This window comes from uncultured Allofournierella sp., from assembly GCA_944382705.1.
Taxonomy (GTDB): Bacteria; Bacillota; Clostridia; order Oscillospirales; family Ruminococcaceae; genus Allofournierella.
The window spans coordinates 22949-38573 of sequence record CALWNE010000041.1; the positions used below are offsets into that span (position 1 = coordinate 22949).

Here is a 15625-nt window from a genome sequence, read left to right on the forward strand (position 1 = left end):
CCTGCCCGGTGCGCCGGGCAGGTTTTTGAGCCATAACCCAAAAGGAGTGTGAACATCCATGGCACAACTGATTAAAAAGCCCCTGTTCAACCCGGGCGGTGACACCGATGTGCGTCTGCGCCGGATGATTGGTGGCAACACCACCAACCTGAACGATTTCAACAATATGCGCTACGGCTGGGTAAGCGACTGGTACCGCCAGGCCATGAACAACTTCTGGATTCCCGAAGAAATCAACCTCACCCAGGATACCAAGGATTACCCCAACCTCTCCCCTGCCGAGCGTACCGCCTATGATAAGATTTTGAGCTTTCTGGTATTTTTGGACTCCATCCAGACTGCCAACCTGCCCAACATTGGCGAGTATGTTACCGCCAACGAGGTAAACCTGTGCCTGTCCATCCAGACCTTCCAGGAGTGTGTGCACAGCCAGAGCTACAGCTATATGCTGGACACCATTTGCAGCCCGGTGGAGCGCAACGATATCCTCTACCAGTGGAAAACCGACGAGCACCTGCTGCGCCGCAACACCTTTATTGGTGATTTGTACAACGAATTCCAGACCCAAAAGGACGCCTTCACCCTGCTGAAGGTGATGATGGCCAACTACATTCTGGAGGGCATCTACTTTTACAGCGGCTTTATGTTCTTCTACAATCTGTCCCGCAACGGCAAGATGCCCGGTTCTGCCCAGGAAATCCGGTACATCAACCGGGACGAAAACACCCACCTGTGGCTGTTCCGCAACATCCTGCTGGAGCTGCAAAAGGAACAGCCGGAGCTGTTCACCCCCGAAACCATTCAGGTGCTGAAGGAGATGCTGGAGGAGGGTGTCCGCCAGGAAATTGCATGGGGCCACTATGTGATTGGCGATAACATTCCCGGCCTGACCCGCCAGATGGTAACGGATTACATCCGCTATCTGGGCAACCTGCGCTGGACCGGCTTGGGCTTCTCCCCCCTGTTTGAGGACAACCAGACCGAGCCTGCCAGCATGGGCTGGGTGAGCCAGTACTCCAACGCAAACATGGTAAAAACCGACTTCTTTGAGGCCAAGAGCACCGCTTACGCCAAGAGTACCGCTCTGGTGGACGACCTGTAATTCTTACCCCCGGCAATCTTGCCCGCCCCAGCGGCCAGATTCCTGCCTTCTGCTACGGCATTCGCTTGGGTTCTAATAATAAAAAACCGCACCTGCACTTGAATGTGCTGGTGCGGTTTTTTGCTGCACGGCAGCAGCCATGCTGGAGCAAATAAACAAGCCCCTGCTGGTGCATCCCAGCAGGAGCTTGTTTATTTATTGGGTTATAGCTTACTCACCAGCCGCAGCAGGCAGGTTTTCCACACAGAATAGCCTCTGCTGTGGAAAACTTATTCCTGGGGCAGCACGGTGGCAATGCACAGCTCCCGGAGCTGTTTGTCCTGCACGGTTTCGGGTGCGCCGCTCATCAGCTCGCTGGCATTCTGCACCTTGGGGAAGGCAATTACATCACGGATGGAGTCCCGCTTGAGCATGAGCATTACCATACGGTCAAAACCGAAGGCCATGCCGCCGTGGGGAGGTGCGCCGTACTTGTAGGCATCCATCAGGAAGCCAAAGCTCTCCCGTGCGCTCTCCTCGGTAAAGCCCAGGGCCTGGAACATCCGGTTCTGGAGCACAGGGTCGTTGATACGGATGGAACCACCGCCCAGCTCGCAGCCATTCAGCACCATGTCGTATGCCTTGGCACGGCAGGCGCCGGGATCGCTCTCAATCTTGTCCAGGTCCTCATCCATGGGCATGGTGAAGGGATGGTGCTTTGCCATAAAGCGGCCTTCTTCCTCGCTGTACTCAAACAGGGGGAACTCGGTTACCCACAGGAAGTTGAACTTGTTTTCGTCAATCAGCTCGCAGCGCTTGGCCACATCCAGACGCAGTGCGCCCAGGGCAGCAAAGACGGTGTCGTTCTTGGCATCGGCCACCACCAGCAGCACATCCCCTTCCTGGGCATCCGCTGCGGTGCGCAGAGCGTTCTTTTCCTCCTCGGTGAGGAACTTTTCAAAGCTGGAGGTCTCTCCCTCGGCAGTAATGCGGGTGTAGGCCAGGCCCTTGGCGCCGTAGGTCTTTACCACATCGGTCAGCTTATCAATGGTTTTGCGGGTCAGCTTATCGGCCAGGCCCTTGGCGTTGATGAGCCGCACGCTGCCGCCGGCCTCCAGTGCGCTCTTGAAGGGCATAAACTCGGTATTGGCCAGCAGATGGCTTACATTCATCAGTTCCAGGCCAAAACGGGTATCCGGCTTATCGCTGCCAAAGCGGTCCATGGCTTCGCTGTAAGGCATCCGCTGGAAGGGGGTGGGCACATCCACACCCAGTACCTCGGCAAATACCTTTTTCACCAGGCCCTCGTTCAGGGTCATTACATCGTCCGCTTCCACAAAGCTCATTTCCATATCAATCTGGGTGAACTCAGGCTGACGGTCGGCCCGGAGGTCCTCGTCACGGAAGCAGCGCACAATCTGGAAGTAACGGTCAAAGCCGGACAGCATCAAAATCTGCTTGTACAGCTGGGGAGACTGGGGCAGTGCGTAAAAATGGCCCGGCTGCACACGGCTGGGTACCAGATAGTCACGGGCACCTTCCGGGGTGGATTTCATGAGCATGGGGGTCTCAATCTCGCAAAAATGGTTGTCGCAGTAGTAGTTGCGCACAATCTGGCCAATTTTGCTGCGCACCACGATGGGGTCATGCATGCTGGGACGGCGCAGGTCCAGGTAGCGGTACTTGAGGCGCAGCTCGTCCTTTACCTTGATTTCGTCCCGAATTTCAAAGGGGGTGGTCTCGGCAGTGCTCAGCACCCGCAGCTCGCTCACATACAGCTCCACATCGCCGGTGGCAATTTTATCGGTCTTGGCATCCCGCTCCCGCAGTACACCCTTGGCAATCACCACATACTCGCTTTTCAGGCTGCCGGCCTTCTCGAACACGGCAGGGTCGGTGGAGTCGTCAAACACCATCTGCAAAATGCCGGTGGTGTCCCGCAAATCGGCAAACACAATGCCGCCCTTGTTGCGGCACTTGGCGATGGAGCCAGCCACCACCATTTCCTGGCCCGCCTGAGCCAGGCGCACTTCGCCGCAATAGTGGGTGCGGCGCAGGTTTCCCATGGTTTCCATACTGTTTTATATCCCCTTTTTGTAGTTTCAAACCTGCGGACGGCACCCGCCGCCAAACAGGCAGAAGAATATACCTTCTAATCCGTTTTATTATAGCTCTTTTTGCAGCAAAACACAAGAACCGCCCCGCCTTAACCGGTATGCCTGCTGGGTTTTAAGGCAAACCGCCTTTAGGGCCCGGATGCAGGGCAGCCAATCTTGTGCCCTTAAAACGCCACAAGGCGGCACCGCCCTTTTGGGGCAGTACCGCCTTGTTTATTTCCCGGTAAAAGGAAGCATCGCTGCCTTGTGCTTGGGCGGCAGCTGTGCTGTATCAATACTGAGGGTTCACAATGTTGCGCCACTCCAAATCGCCCCGCTCCAGGCCGTGGATGAGCACCTCAGCGGTGGCAATGTTGGTGGCAATGGGAATGTTGCGCACATCGCACAGCCGCAGCAGATTCATCTCGTTGGGCTCGTGGGGTTTTGCGGTGATGGGATCCCGGAAAAACAGCAGCAGGTCAATTTCGTTGCAGGCAATGCGGGCTGCAATCTGCTGGTCACCTCCATGCACGCCGGACAAAAAGCACTGGATGGGCAGGCCGGTGGCCTCGCTCACCAGCTTGCCGGTGGTGCCGGTGGCAATCAGGTTGTGCTGGCTCAGCACCCGGCAGTATGCGATGCAGAATTGCACCATCAGTTCCTTTTTTGCGTCATGGGCGATCAATGCAATGTTCATGATCCAAATGCCCTCCTTCTCTATCAGTAAAACACACGCTCAAAGCGTGTGAAGTTTAATCGCAGTATTGCAGGCAGTTTGGCAGCTGCCATCATTCTGGCACGCCGGCAATCAGCGTACCGCCAGGGGTACCTGCTCTCCCAAAATACGGCGAGCCAGGTTGTCCACTGCTTTAAAGGCCAGGGTTCGCGGGTCCAACGGCTGCCCCAGCGCTGTGGAACGCTGCAGCGAAGCACTTTCGGGAATAACCGCAATCAGCTGTACCGCTACGGTGTCAATGCATTCGTCCAGGTCTGCCACTGCACCCTTTTCAAAGGTGGTGGGCGTCACCCGGTTTACCACTAGCCGCACCTGTTCCATTCCATGATTGTACAGCACATCAGCTGCAATGTGGCCATCCCGCAGGGCCACAGGGTCCGGTGTGAGCACCAGCAGGGCCAGGTGGCTTGCTGCCATGGCCGCAGCAAAGGGAGCCCCCAAACCGGCCGCAGTATCCACCAGAATAAAATCGTAAAAAGGCTGGAGCTTTTGCACCAGTCGCCGCAGTGCCTCGGGCTGTACCACGCCCCCTTCATAGGGTGCGGAAATCACCGAAAGCCCCCGATAGATGGGACTTTCCACAATGGCCTTGGTGCCTTCGCACCGGCCGCCCAAAACATCCGCAATGTCGTACACTGTTTTGCCATACACGCCGGACAAAATATCCACGCTGCGCAGGCCGGAGTCCAGCTCAATCAGCAGCACCTTTTTGCCTGCGGCGGCCAAACGGCCACCCAGCAGCACCGAGATGGTACTTTTGCCCGTGCCGCCCTTGCCGGAGGCTACCATAATTACCTGTGCGCTCAAATCTCTGCCTCCCAAGCGGTAACTGCCGGTGCAGATTTTTTGTGTACACAACCCGAAAAAAACGGATAAAAACACCTACACCTATATAATTATCATATCATACTCTAAAAATGATGGCAAGGAAAACTTTGTATATTAAGGCAAAAAAACAGACCTTTCTTTTGGCATTTTTGATTCTTGTTACAGAAAGCTAGGATTTTCCACATTTTTGCAGATTCCTTTGCCCACTTTGCACCAAACAGCACCGCCAGCGTGCAGTTAATCCGCTCGCCGCCCGCATTGCACCCTTGCGGGCAACCCAATGTCCCCTTGCTTTCTACCGTCAAACCCATACAAAAAACCGGCCTGCAATGCAAGGCCGGTTTTTGTTTGAATGCCAGCAGTCAGCCCCAGGCTCAGGGCAGCAGCTGCCCTTCCTGCACGGGGTCTAAATTGCTTGCGTTTTCGCTGTAATAGGCATCAAAAATGGAAGCTACCAGAGGCAGTGCGTTGGAACCGCCGCCGCCCCATTCCAGCACAATGCCAATGGCAATTTCCGGGTCCTCCACCGGGCCGTAGGCCACCACCGTACTGTTGGTGTAATAGCTGCCGGAGGGGTCCTTTTCCCAGCGCTGGGGACTGCCGGTTTTGACCGCAATGTTCAAGGGATAGTTTTTTAGTGCCGAGCTGTTGCGGGCTGCGCCAATCATGCCCTGTTCAATCAAGTCAAAGGCACCCACATTGTCCTCAATTTGTTCCATAATCTGGGGCTGTACCTCCTCCAGCAGTTCGCCGGTGTTGGTGTCCCGGTAACCTGCAATCAGGTGGGTTTTGTACCGTGTGCCCCGGTTTGCAATGGTATTGGCGTAGGTGGCCAGCTGAATGGGAGTCACCTGGGTGTTGCCCTGGCCGATGGCCGCCTGCAATTCCAGACCCTTGCTGTAATTTTCATCGGTGGTATGGGTCAAATTGCCAATGGCCTCGCCCAGTTCAAAGCCGGTTTCGGTGGCCAGACCCATCCGGGTGGCCATCTCGTCAAAATGCTCCAGCCCCAGTCTGTGGCCGGTGTCATAAAAGAAGGTGTTGCAGCTGTAGGTCAGAGCGTGCACCACATCAATGGGCCCTACGCCGTGGTTAATCATCTGGCATACCGGCCGGTAATCCTCGTACAGGGTGAACACACGGCTGCAATACACCGTGGAATTGCCGGTAATTACGCCGTTCAGCAGGCCATCCAGCGCCACCGCAGGCTTAAAGGAGGAGCCAGGTGTATACAGGCCGGAGGTGGCACGGCGCATGAGGGGGAGATTGGGGTCAGAGTTATACTCGCTGTAATTTGTCTTGTACAAATTCAGGTCGTAGCTGGGATAGTTGGAGATGGCCAGAATCCCGCCGGTCTTTACATCAATCACCACTGCCGCGCCGGAGGTAACCTCCCGGCCCTTGGAGGCCGCCTTGGTTTGCTGCATGGTGGTAATGAGATTTGCCAGCGCCTCGTTCACCTGGGCCTGCAGATCCCGGTTGATGGTAAGCACAACGGTTTCGCCCGGTTGAGGAGCCTCCAGCACCTCGCTGGATACAATCACACCATTTTTATCACGGGTGACCTGCTGGGTACCGCTTTTGCCCCGCAGCCGGTCCTCGGCATAAGCTTCCACACCCGATTGACCAATGATGTCATTCATATTGTAGCCTTTATCCCGCAGGGGGGTGGAGGTGGTGCCGTCCTCGTTCTGCACCCACCACTGTTCGCTGGTGATGCTGCCCACGCTGCCCAGATAGTGGGGAATGATGGTGCCGTCCTCATACACACGGTAGGAGGTTTCCACCACCTCGGCACCGCTCAGGGTCAGGCTGCGTTCTTTTACGGTGGCTACCGTCCGGTCAGAAATATCCTGAGCCAGCACAAAGCTGTTCTGCACGCTGAAATCCTCCAGCTGCATCTGATAGCGGATGCCGCCCAAAATGCGCTGCCACTGTGCATCAAAGGATTCCAGCTCGTATTTTTCCACAATACGGGCCATTACCTGGTCGGCAGTGGCGTACTGCTGCAATTTCAGGTTTTCTTTCAGCTTGGTCAGCCGCTTTTGAACGGATTCGTCCTCCTCATCCACAAAGGAATAGGAACCGCGGGTGCCCTCATCGATGGGCAGGGTATCGTTCCAGTCCTCCCCGTTCTGCTGCAAAATCAGCACCAGTTGCTGCAGGGCCTGGTTTAAATCGCCGGTGAGGGTAAGTTTGTTCACCACCAAATTGTAGCCGGCCTGGTTGCTGGCCAGGCTGCGGCCATAGCGGTCCACAATTTCACCCCGGGCTGCGGAGATGGAAAACTCGTAGCTGGTTACGCTTTCCGCCTGGCCCAGCAGTTCCGCACCTTTTACCAGCTGATACTCCACCAGCCGCAGCACAAAGGCAGCCAGCACCACCAGGCTTATTACCACCAGGCCGCCCACCCGGCGAATCACACTTTTTTGATCCATTGCCAGTCCTCTCTCCTGCTTAATCCTCCACCGCAAAACGGTGGGCCACAAACCGCACCCCTTTCATGGAGAGGGGCGAAAGCAGGCTGGTATACAGGGCCGTGGGCAGCACCCAGGCAAAATACCGTTCCACGCTGCCGGGGTAGCCCTGCATCAGATAATAAAACAGATAATCAGAACTTAGCACCAGCAGTGTGCAGGCCAGGCACACCAACACAAAGTTGATGTAGTTCACACGCAGATACAATTCCACTACAATCGCAGCAAAAAAGCATACTGCCATCAGGCCCAATGCCATCAGGCCGCTGATGCGCCCTGCGGTCCAGTCCCACAAAAAACCGCCTGCCACCGCAAAAAATGCTCCGGAATATTCCCCTTCGTAAATGGCTACACCAATGCAAAAGGGAAGTATAAAAAGCGGTTTTACCCCTGCAATTTCCAAAAAACCAGGGGCGCTTTGCAGTGTGGCAGAAATCATTAAAAACAAAAAGTAAACCACCCACTTGGAAGCGATGGTAAGGTTGCGCTTGCGCCGGGATGTCACGGCTGGCCCTCCTTTACTGGGTCTACTGGGTCACGCCCACCGCCCTCATTCCCCCTGAGAGGTCTGCTGAGAGCTGGGATCGGTCTGGTTCGGCTGAGCCTGCTGGGTGTCCTGCTGCTGGGCCGTGCCGAAATCTGTGATCACAAACACATGCTTTGTATCGTAAATATCGGCGCCGGGCTGTATCACCGCAATGCTGGAACGGCCGCTGTCCTCCGGCAAAATCTCCTGGATGGTACCCACCCGGATGTTGGGGGGATACTCGCCCCCCAGCCCGGTGGTGATGATTTCATCGCCCACGGTGGAAAGGGTATCTCTGGAGAGGTTTTCCAGCACGCACAAACCCTGGCCAGCATAGGTTACGCTGCCGTTCAGGTTGCCAATATCTCTGGTACGGCTTACAGCGCAGGCTGCATAGGAGCCGGGCTGCAACAGCGTCATTACCTTGCTGCTGGTAAGGCTAACCTCCACAATGCGCCCCACCAGGTAGCCGTCATCGCTCATGACCACATCGCCCCGTTCAATGCCCTGGGCACTGCCCTGGTCGATGGTGAAAGCACCAAACTGCTCCAGCGGGTCCCGGCCAATCACAAAGGCGGACAGATAGGTATAGTCCGGGTTTTCGGCCCGGATGTTGTTCAAATCCTGGTAGGCCTCAAACTCGGCTTTCAGCCGGTCATACTCCACCAGCTGGTCCCGCAGCTGCTGATTTTCCTGGGTGAGCTGCTCGTTTTCGGCAATGATGGAGTCAATGCGGGCGTACTTATCCAGCAAATCGTCCAGGCCGCCGCCCACCAGGCTGGCCACCTTTTGCATGGGGGTAAGCACTAAACTCATGATGTGGGACGGGGCACTGGCCAGCCGCCCATTGGCGCCAGCCCAGGCCATGGTGCCGGCCAGAATGACCGCCACCGCTACCAGAATTTTAAATTTGGGGGTATAAAAAAAATCCTTCACGCAAGGGCCGCCTCCTGCTCGGCTTGGCTCATGTTACGAAAAAACGGCGCACGCTGCACCGTAACACAGCAGCTGCTGTGTTACGGGCCGCCCGGCCGTTTTGTGAATTGCAAACAATTAGAAGTGGGAGGAATTATCGTCCAGCACATCGCCCAGCAGCTCGATGTGGTCCAGCACGGCGCCGGTACCTGCTGCCACGCAGTCCAGGGGATTTTCCGCCACATGTACATCAATGCCGGTTTCCCGGTGTACCAGTTCATCCAGACCACGCAGCAATGCACCGCCGCCGGTGAGGGTAATGCCGTGGTCGATGATGTCGGCGCTCAGTTCGGGAGGAGTGCGCTCCAGGGTCTCCTTAATGGCATCCACAACCTTTTGCAGGCTTTCGGCCAGAGCGTCCCGAATCTCCTCGGAATGGACACTGATGTTCTTGGGCAGACCATCCACCAGGTTGCGGCCCTTGATTTCCATGTCCTTTTCTTCTTCCATCTCGTAAGCGGAACCGATTTCGATTTTAATCTGCTCGGCGGTGCGCTCACCAATCAGCAGGTTGTACTTGCGCTTAATGTAAGCAATGATGGCCTGGTCGAACTCATCGCCGCCCACACGCACGCTGCGTGCAGCCACAATGCCGCCCAAGCTGATAACGGCCACCTCGCTGGTGCCGCCGCCAATGTCCACCACCATGCTGCCGGAGGGCTCGCTGATGGGCAGGCCTGCACCAATAGCTGCTGCCATGGGCTCCTCGATTACGCTTACCTGGCGGGCACCAGCCTTGAGGGCTGCTTCCTTAACGGCACGGCGCTCCACCTCGGTAACACCGGAGGGAATGCAGATCACCACACGAGGACGGAAGAACATGCTGTTGCCGCATACCTTTTTGATAAAACGGGAAAGCATATTGGCGGTAATGTCAAAATCGGCAATTACGCCGTCCTTCAGGGGGCGAACCGCTACAATGCTGCCGGGGGTACGGCCAATCACAGCCTTAGCCTCGTGGCCCACGCTGCGCACCTCGTCGGTTTTGGTGTCCACAGCTACCACGCTGGGCTCACGCATGATGATCCCCTTACCACGCAGGTAAACCAGGGTGTTGGCGGTGCCAAGGTCGATGCCGATATCTTTGCTGAACATAATCTTCTTTACTCCTTCTTGAGGGGCCATCTGGGCCACCTGTATTGCTCCACTTCAATGGACTGCCGCACGGTACGCCTGCTCCACCTGCGAACCGGCTTGTATGGGATAAAGGCCACGCTGTCAGCTGGCCGGGTTTCATGGTATTAAAAGGAACCGAAAGACCTGCCGGTTTAAGGTTCCGTTTCTTATTATAACCGGGCGCAACCGCTTTCTCAACGGTCAGAACGGTATTTTTTCAATTTATTCAAAATTTTTCAGGAGGGCGGCCACTCGAGACACCGGAAAACCCATAATATTGTAGTAGCAGCCCTGGATGCCCAAGCAGAACAGCGCAGCCGTGCCCTGAATTGCATAGCCGCCGGCCTTATCGTAAGGTTCATCGGTGTCCACATACCGCTCCAGCAGCTGAGGGTCGATAACATCGAACTGCACCTGGCTGGTGCAGACCAGCTGCTCCATCTGTTCCCCCTTGCAGATGCACACGCCGGTGTGAACCTGGTGGCTGGTGCCGGACAGAGCAGTGAGCATACGCACTGCATCCTCCCGGTTTTTGGGCTTGCCAAAAATCTGCCCCTCAAACTCCACCACCGTGTCACAGCCAATCACCACATCTTCCGGGTGGTCTTTGGCAACCGCCAGGCACTTGGCCTGGGCCAGCTTGCAGGCGGTATCCGCCGGGGTTTCTCCAACAATGCGGGACTCATCCACATCGCTGGTGCAAACGGTGTAATCCGGGGTAATCAGGCTCATGAGTTCCCGGCGGCGGGGGCTGCCGGAAGCAAGTATCAAAGACATAAACGATTGCTCCTTTTCTATTTCCTCAAAATGGGTAGCGGAGGCACTCAGGCCCGGCCGGTAGAACCAAATCCGCCTTCGCCCCGCTGGGTTTCGTCCAGCTGATCCACCTGTACAAAGGCAGCCTGGGCCACCGGCATAATCATCAGCTGGGCAATCCGTTCGCCGGGCTGGATGGTATAAGCCTGCTGGCTCAGGTTCACCAGCCCTACCCCGATTTCACCCCGATAGTCCGAGTCGATAACGCCCACTCCGTTGGAAAGAGCCAGCCCGTGCTTTACCGCAAGGCCGCTGCGGGCGCACACCAAGGCTACCCAGCCTGCATCCGGCAGCTGAATAGCCACGCCGGTGGGCACCATCACCCGGCCATGGGCTGGCACCTCCAAAGGCTGGTCCAGCACTGCGTGCAGGTCTGCTGCTGCGCTGCCGGGAGTTGCGTAAACAGGCATTTTTGCCTGGGGACGGGTGAGGGTGATTTTTACTTCCATGATGCGTCGATTCCTTTTGTAGTAGTTGTTGTGCAGGGGCACCCGGTTACTGAGCGCCCTTGTAGTACAGGCCACGGGTAAATTCACCGGGCCAGCTTTCCCGCCGGTACAGCCGTTCCAGCACCTGCTGGGCCTGCTGGGCAGTTTCGATGGTAAACAGGGCCAGCCCTGCATCCACCGGCAGTTCGGCAAGCCGGTCGCCCATGTACAGGGGCACCGGGTTGTAAACCTGGCGCACACCGCCGCCGCACCGCACCGGGAACTGCTTGTTCTTTCGGTCGGTGAGCAGACCCTTACGGTCGCACCGGTCGCAGTCGGTTACATTCTTGAGGGGGCAGGCACGGGTCATCATCAGGGGCATATGGCCGTACACCAGGGCCCAGGTCTGGGCACCGGGGGCGATGCGTGCCATCTCCTGCAAGGGCAGCTCCGGCAGCAGGGTCATGGCTTGCAGGCCCTGGGCCTGGTAGCTGGCTGCTGCCAAAGGATTGGTGATATTCAGGCCAAAGCCGCCGTAAAGGGGCAGCCCCTTGGCCAGATGCAGGTGAGCAATGTTCTGGGCAAGGTAGCCTTTAAAGCCCTGGCTGCGGGTGGCTTCAATCTGCTGTTCCACCGCTGCCTCCATGGCACCGAACATGGCCCGGGGCAGCTCCAGAATGGTTTTGCTGCGCCATTCCTGGGGTACCAGAGACCACTGACTGATGGGCAGAATGATTCCCTCCAGCCGGTCAGCCGCCGGGGGTACCTGCTCCCAGCTTTCAAACCGGGCCCACAGGGGCATCCGGGCCGGGATGGGGTGCCGCTGGGCGGGTGCGGGCACCGGGTCCTGGCAGGGCCAGGGGTGCACCTGCTCCCTTTGGGCCAGCAGCTGTTCCAGCACCTGGCGGCGCATCTCGTTCCACTCGCTGGCAGGCAGATAGCCAGGCTGACCCTCCACCGTCAGGCATTCAAATACAAAGGGGGTGCCGCCGGTTTTGGCCAGAGCCTTTTCCACTGCGGCCCGCTGGTCTTTTTGGGCGGGCTGGCTGGCCTGGCTGGCCTGTGCCCGGGCAGAATTGCCCTGGCCATCTGTCGCTACCAGCACACAGGGCTCCTGGCGGCAGTCCAGCGCAAACTGCACCGGAACACGGGGCATTTCCCGCCGGTACAGCTCCCGCACTGCGGGCAGGGCGGCCTTGCTGGCCTCGCTGTCTGCCTGGGTACGGACACCAAACATACTTGCATCCATCTTGTTTTCCAGGTAGCCGTTGGTAAAACCGGAACGGGAGAACAAATCCCGCAGCATGGCTGCATCGTAGGTCTGGCCTGCCAGGCTGCGGCGGCAGGCATCCACCGCACCGGCCACATATTCCGGCCCACGCAGGCGGCCCTCAATTTTGGCACTCACCACCCCGGCCTGGGCCAGCTGGGGCAGGCTTTCCACGGCGGAAAGGTCCTTGAGGGAAAGATGACAGGCCCCGGAGCCATCCGCCGCAAAGGGCAGCCGGCAGGGCCCGGCGCAGCCGCCCCGGTTGCCGCTGCGGCCACCCAGAAATACACTCATGTAGCACTGGCCGGATACGCTCATGCACAGTGCGCCGTGCACAAACACCTCCACCTCAATGGGGCAGTTGGCCGTAATGTGCCGCACCTCCTGCAAGGTGAGTTCCCGGGCCAGCACCACCCGGGAAAAACCCAGGCGCAACAGCTGAAGGGCCCCTGCCAGGGTATGTACGCTCATCTGGGTGGAGCCGTGCAAGGGCAGCTGGGGTGCCATCTGTCGGGCCAGGGCAGCCACGGCCAAATCCTGCACAATCATGGCATCCGCACCGGCCTGGGCCACACAGCGGATGCTTTCAGCCAGGGCTTCCACCTCGCCGGAATGGGCAGTGGTGTTCACCGCCACATATACCTTCATGCCCCGGGCGTGGCAAAAGCCCACCGCCCAGCGCAGTTCCTCCGGGGTAAAATTGCCTGCGGTGCGCCGGGCGCTGAACTGCTTTAAGCCCAGATACACTGCATCGGCGCCGCTGTATGCCGCCGCCTTTAGAGACTGGGCATCACCCGCAGGAGCCAGGATTTCCATGGCTGCGCTCATGCCTCATGCTCCTTCTGGTCCTGAGTTTCTTCCAGAGCTTCTTCCTGGGTTTCTTCCAGAGTTTCCTCCGGGGTTTCCTCCAAAATCTCCTCCTGCACCTGCTGGCTCTCCTCCGGCTGGCTGGTGTACTGCACTGCCTGCTGCTGTTCGCTGCGCTCCTTCAGGCGGTCCAGCTCCTGCTGCATACGCTGCATCTCACGGCGGATGGTTTCCGTCTCCATCCGGGCTTTGGCTGCATCCTCCATATATTCCTTCAGCTGGTTGCGCATATGGTCGGCACTGGCGGTGTTCCGGCTCAGTTCATCCAGATAGCCCATAGCCACCACAATGGCGCTGGCAGTTACGCTGGCAGAAGCATTCTGAGACATCAGTTCGGTCATATCCTCATCCAGCTTTTCGGCCAGCTTGGTCACATATTCTTCCGGGTCGGTGGTGGAAACCACATAAGTGGCACCGCACACATTCAATTTTACTTTTGTAACAGCCATGATCTTGTGTTCCTCTCATTTCGATTCGTCAAAGCGTTTTGCCCAGCAGGCAAAACTGCGGAATGTTATATAAGTTCTATTATAGTATAAAGCAGTGCCGGTTAAAAGCCTATTTTTTGTTTTTGACAGCAAGCGGACTGCCGCTTGGTAAAAACGCCACAAAACGCATTTTGTTTCTTCCCGGAAATGGTTTTATCCTTGAAACTACTTGTTAAAATTGGTAAACTTAAACTTGTATAGCCCGGCTTTTAGGCTGGCTATGCTATCCCTTGGCATTAAAACGAGCTTGACAGGAGTGGAATCAGTTGAACAAGTATACCAAACAACAATTTGAGCAGATGCTTAAAGACCGACTGAACAGCGATTACGGCACCACCTTGGACGTTGCCAGCAATCAGCAAATTTACCGTGTACTGGCCTCCATCGCTCGGCGCCTGATGAGCGATGCCCACAAACATTTTCAGAGCCGTGCCTACGGCAGCAACTCCAAGCAGGTTTACTACCTGTGCATGGAGTTTTTAATGGGCCGCAGCCTTAAAACCAGCCTGTTTAACCTGGGCCTGAACGAAATTGCCCAGGAAGTACTGGCGGATGCAGATATCAAGCTGGAAAGCATTTATGAAGAAGAACCGGATGCAGGTCTGGGCAATGGCGGTCTGGGCCGTCTGGCCGCCTGCTATCTGGATGGCATGGCCACCACCGGCATTGCCGGCACCGGCTACTCCATTTTGTACGAATACGGCATCTTTAAACAAAAAATTGTGGACGGCTGGCAGCAGGAAAAGGCCGACAACTGGCTGCCCGGCGGCCAGGTATGGCTCAAGAGCCACCCGGACCAGAGCATTGAAATCAAGTTCGATGGCGAAATTGAGGAAAATTGGGAAAACAACTACCACTATGTGCGCCACAAGAACTACAACAGCGTGATTGCCGTGCCCAGCGATATGTATGTGCAGGGATACCACGGCCAGGGCGTGGCCAAGCTGCGTTTGTGGCAGGCCAAGGCCCCGGACTTTGACATGAGCAGCTTCAACGCTGGCGAATATGGCAGTGCCATCAGCAAAAACGCCTCTGCGGAGCTGATCAGCAAAATTCTGTACCCCAACGACAACCACATGGAGGGCAAAATTCTGCGCCTGCGCCAGCAGTACTTTCTGTCCGCTGCTTCCATTGGGGACATCTGCCAGAACCATCTGGCTCAGTACGGCAGCCTGGACACCCTGCCCGAAAAGGCCGCCATCCAGCTGAACGACACCCATCCCACCCTGGCCATCCCCGAACTGATGCGCATTCTGCTGGATGACTGCGGCTATACCTGGGAAAAGGCCTTTGATATCTGCCGCCGTACCTTTGCCTACACCAACCACACCGTTATGAGCGAGGCACTGGAAAAGTGGAACATCGACATCTTCCGCACCACTCTGCCCCGCATTTACAGCATTGTGGAGGAGCTGGACCGCCGCTGCCGCAAGGACTTTGAGCAGGCCTTCCCCGGCGACTATGGCAAAATCAACTACATGGCCATTCTGGGCGACCATCAGGTGCGCATGGCCAACATCTGCTGCTATGTGTGTCACTCCATCAATGGCGTATCCAAGCTGCACAGCGAAATCATCAAGGACAGCGTGTTCCACGATTATTACCTCTACAAGCCCGCTGCCTTTAAAAATGTAACCAACGGCATTGCCTACCGTCGCTGGCTGCTGGCCGGCAACCCGGCCCTCACCGCCCTGCTGAAGGAAACCATCGGCGACGGCTTTGAAAAGGACGCTTCCCAGCTGGCTCAGCTGAACCAGTTCAAGGACGACGCCCAGGTGCTGAAGGCACTGGAGCAGGTAAAGCAGAAGAACAAAGAAAATTTTGCCGCCTACCTGCACAAAACCACCGGCAAAGTCATCGACCCGAACTCCATCTTTGACTGCCAGGTCAAGCGAATGCACGAGTACAAGCGCCAGCATCT

13 protein-coding genes are annotated in these 15625 nt (G+C 56.9%); 2 read left to right on the forward strand and 11 right to left on the reverse strand.

Translation table 11 applies throughout. The annotated features are described in order from the left end of the window. The first annotated feature begins 58 nt into the window (after nucleotides 1-58). Entirely contained in the window at nucleotides 59-1102 is a 1044-nt protein-coding gene (locus tag ACH2EM_RS05920) for a ribonucleotide-diphosphate reductase subunit beta (RefSeq protein ID WP_395151211.1), read from the forward strand. Nucleotides 1103-1371: 269 nt separating this feature from the next. Here ACH2EM_RS05920 and aspS read toward each other — a convergent pair whose 3' ends face one another. From aspS to zapA, 11 genes are all read right to left on the reverse strand, one after another. Continuing rightward, the gene (gene aspS / locus ACH2EM_RS05925) at nucleotides 1372-3156 is read right to left on the reverse strand and encodes an aspartate--tRNA ligase (protein WP_395151212.1); all 1785 of its coding nucleotides are present in this window, start codon (nucleotides 3154-3156) and stop codon (nucleotides 1372-1374) included. Nucleotides 3157-3469: 313 nt separating this feature from the next. Beyond that, nucleotides 3470-3874: a methylglyoxal synthase gene (locus tag ACH2EM_RS05930; protein WP_395151213.1), complete on the reverse strand. Its 405-nt coding sequence runs from the start codon at nucleotides 3872-3874 to the stop codon at nucleotides 3470-3472. Between the two features lie 111 nt (nucleotides 3875-3985). Then, the gene (locus ACH2EM_RS05935) at nucleotides 3986-4720 is read right to left on the reverse strand and encodes an AAA family ATPase (RefSeq protein ID WP_395151214.1); all 735 of its coding nucleotides are present in this window, start codon (nucleotides 4718-4720) and stop codon (nucleotides 3986-3988) included. Between the two features lie 395 nt (nucleotides 4721-5115). After that, on the reverse strand, nucleotides 5116-7179 hold the full coding sequence (locus ACH2EM_RS05940; protein ID WP_395151215.1) for a peptidoglycan D,D-transpeptidase FtsI family protein: 2064 nt from the start codon (nucleotides 7177-7179) through the stop codon (nucleotides 5116-5118). Between the two features lie 19 nt (nucleotides 7180-7198). After that, nucleotides 7199-7723 (reverse strand): rod shape-determining protein MreD, encoded by a 525-nt coding sequence (mreD, locus tag ACH2EM_RS05945; protein WP_395151216.1) that lies wholly within the window; start codon nucleotides 7721-7723, stop codon nucleotides 7199-7201. A 45-nt stretch (nucleotides 7724-7768) separates the two neighbouring features. Continuing rightward, nucleotides 7769-8680 carry a rod shape-determining protein MreC gene (gene mreC / locus ACH2EM_RS05950; RefSeq protein WP_395151217.1) on the reverse strand — a complete coding sequence of 304 codons (912 nt, stop codon included), beginning with the start codon at nucleotides 8678-8680 and terminating at the stop codon, nucleotides 7769-7771. Nucleotides 8681-8797: 117 nt separating this feature from the next. Then, on the reverse strand, nucleotides 8798-9814 hold the full coding sequence (locus ACH2EM_RS05955) for a rod shape-determining protein (RefSeq protein ID WP_395151218.1): 1017 nt from the start codon (nucleotides 9812-9814) through the stop codon (nucleotides 8798-8800). Between the two features lie 243 nt (nucleotides 9815-10057). Further along, complete coding sequence (locus ACH2EM_RS05960) at nucleotides 10058-10612, reverse strand: Maf family protein (RefSeq protein WP_395151219.1); 555 nt, start codon at nucleotides 10610-10612, stop codon at nucleotides 10058-10060. Nucleotides 10613-10659: 47 nt separating this feature from the next. Beyond that, on the reverse strand, nucleotides 10660-11100 hold the full coding sequence (gene dut / locus ACH2EM_RS05965; RefSeq protein ID WP_395151220.1) for a dUTP diphosphatase: 441 nt from the start codon (nucleotides 11098-11100) through the stop codon (nucleotides 10660-10662). A 46-nt stretch (nucleotides 11101-11146) separates the two neighbouring features. Beyond that, nucleotides 11147-13177, reverse strand: a complete 2031-nt coding sequence (locus ACH2EM_RS05970; protein ID WP_395151221.1) for a DUF3656 domain-containing protein — start codon at nucleotides 13175-13177, stop codon at nucleotides 11147-11149. Further along, nucleotides 13174-13665: a cell division protein ZapA gene (gene zapA, locus ACH2EM_RS05975; RefSeq protein WP_395151222.1), complete on the reverse strand. Its 492-nt coding sequence runs from the start codon at nucleotides 13663-13665 to the stop codon at nucleotides 13174-13176. The genes ACH2EM_RS05970 and zapA overlap by 4 nt, the downstream gene beginning before the upstream one ends. A 338-nt stretch (nucleotides 13666-14003) precedes the next feature. On the opposite strand from zapA, the gene glgP reads away from it, so the two are divergent. Further along, on the forward strand, nucleotides 14004-15625 hold a 1622-nt coding region (gene glgP, locus ACH2EM_RS05980), incomplete at its 3' end, for a glycogen/starch/alpha-glucan family phosphorylase (RefSeq protein WP_395151223.1).